The sequence below is a fragment of the Actibacterium sp. genome, from assembly GCF_041584535.1.
Classification (GTDB): Bacteria; Pseudomonadota; Alphaproteobacteria; order Rhodobacterales; family Rhodobacteraceae; genus Actibacterium_D.
This window is the reverse complement of sequence record NZ_JBFHDW010000368.1, coordinates 1-2217: the sequence shown is the minus strand read 5'-3', so window position 1 is coordinate 2217 and position 2217 is coordinate 1. Positions and strand designations below refer to the sequence as shown.

The 2217-nt window shown below is 65.3% G+C and carries 3 protein-coding genes; all 3 read left to right on the top strand.

Annotation, left to right across the window (positions count from 1 at the left end):
• The coding region (locus ABYW26_RS13660; protein WP_372605460.1) for an amidase family protein at positions 1-808 on the top strand (808 nt) is incomplete at its 5' end.
• Between the two features lie 35 nt (positions 809-843).
• Positions 844-1440, top strand: coding sequence for a hypothetical protein (locus tag ABYW26_RS13655; RefSeq protein ID WP_372605459.1), 597 nt, complete (start codon positions 844-846; stop codon positions 1438-1440).
• 5 nt (positions 1441-1445) lie between these two features.
• Positions 1446-2108: an N-acetylmuramoyl-L-alanine amidase gene (locus tag ABYW26_RS13650; RefSeq protein WP_372605458.1), complete on the top strand. Its 663-nt coding sequence runs from the start codon at positions 1446-1448 to the stop codon at positions 2106-2108.
• Positions 2109-2217 lie beyond the last annotated feature (109 nt).

Below are 2217 nucleotides of genomic sequence, written 5' to 3'. Positions count from 1 at the left end.
CGCGATCATGCTGGAAGCGATGTGCAGCCACGATCCGAAGGATTCGACCTCGACCGATCTGCCCGTGCCGGATTTCGAGGCGGCGCTGACCGGCGATATTCGCGGTAAAAAGATCGGTATCCCCAAGGAATACCGCATGGACGGGATGCCCGCCGAGATCGAAAAGCTGTGGCATGAGGGCGCCGAGATGCTGCGCGATGCCGGGGCCGAGATCGTCGATATCAGCCTGCCGCATACCAAATACGCGCTGCCCGCCTATTATGTGATCGCCCCGGCTGAGGCCTCGTCGAATCTGGCCCGCTATGATGGCGTGCGCTATGGCCACCGTGCCAAGCTGGGGGCCGGTGACGGCATCACCCAGATGTATGAGAAAACCCGCGCCGAAGGGTTCGGCCACGAGGTTCAGCGCCGGGTGATGATCGGCACCTATGTGCTGTCGGCTGGGTTCTATGACGCCTATTACAACCGCGCCCGCAAGGTGCGCGCGCTGATCAAGCGCGATTTCGATCAGGCCTTTGCCGCCGGGATCGACGCGATCCTGACCCCGACCACCCCGTCGCCGGCCTTTGGTCTGGGCGAGATGATCGAGGCCGACCCGATCGAGATGTATCTGAACGACGTGTTCACCGTGACCGTCAACCTTGCTGGTCTGCCCGGCATCGCTGTGCCCACCGGCATGAGCGAACAGGGTCTGCCGCTGGGTCTGCAACTGATCGGGCGCCCGTGGGCCGAGGATGATCTGCTGAACACCGCCTATGCGCTGGAAACCGCCGCCGGGTTTGTTTCCAAGCCGGGCAAATGGTGGTAAACCGTCGCGAAACGCAAGCAGAGCAGGGTTTTTCTATGCGGTTGTCCTTGGCGATCCTTGGTGTGGTGACTGTTGCGGCCTGCGCGCCGCCGGTGCCGGATTCGGCCAGCGGTGTCGATCTGATCGGCGGCAGCAGCTATGAACAACAGCGCGAGGCCGAATTGGCCGGCGCCGCGACCGCGACGGGTGGCACCGAACTGGTGGCAACCGCCGAAGACGCCGGGCCGCAGGTCAGCACCAACCATTCGGGCATTTCCGACGAGCAGGATTTTCAGGCCGTTGCCGCCCGTGAAAGCATTCAAAGCGACGCCGAGCGCCTTGAGGCGCAGCGCCAGCTTTATCAGGTGATCGAACCGACCGCCGTGCCGGGCCGCACCTCGACCGGGCCGAATATCGTCGAATATGCCCTGACCTCGGGCAATCAGGTCGGTCAGAAGGTCTATCGCCGCACCAACCTGCTGGGCAGTTCGCAAACCGCGCGTAACTGCGCGAAATATCCGTCGGCCGATCTGGCGCAAGAGGCGTTTCTCAAGGCCGGTGGCCCGGATCGCGACCGGATGAGCCTTGACCCCGATGGCGACGGCTTTGCCTGCGGCTGGGATCCCCGTCCGTTCCGCAAGGTCGTGAACTGACGCCGATGCCACCACTCAGCCACCCGTCGCCCAATTGCGGGCCACGGCGCGGCGGGGCGCAGCCCGACCTGATTGTCCTGCATTACACCGCCATGCAAAGCGCCCAAGAGGCGCTTGCGCGGCTGTGCGACGCCAAGGCCGAGGTTTCAGCCCATTACCTGATCGACGAGGCGGGCAGGGTCGCCAGCCTTGTGCCCGAGAAAGACCGCGCCTGGCATGCCGGGGCCGGGGCGTGGGGCGATGTGGCGGATGTGAATTCGCGCTCGATCGGGATCGAACTGGCCAATACCGGTGCGCATCCCTTCCCCGAGCCGCAGATGGCGGCGCTGGAGGCGCTGTTGCGCGCTGTGATGGGGCGTTGGGCCATCGGGCCGGAACGGGTCATCGCGCATTCCGACATGGCGCCAGAGCGCAAGTCCGATCCCGGCGTGCGGTTCGACTGGCGGCGGTTGGCGCGGGCCGGGCTGTCGGTCTGGCCTGAACCGGGGCAAGCGCCCGGAGACTTTGCCACCGATGCGCGGCGGTTCGGCTATCCGGATGTGCCCGAGGATATGTTGCTACAAGCCTTCCGGCTGCGGTTCCGGCCTTGGGCCAGTGGGGCGCTGGACGATCAGGACCGGGCGCTGATGGCCGATCTGGCGGCGCGCTATCCGGCGCCGGGCGTTTAGGGGCGGCTCAGCGCACCCGATAGGTAAAGCTGCTGCCCTTGCCGTGGTCGCGGATCACGTAGAATTCGTTGGCGCGGGCATTGACCATCCACAACTGGCAATCGGTCTG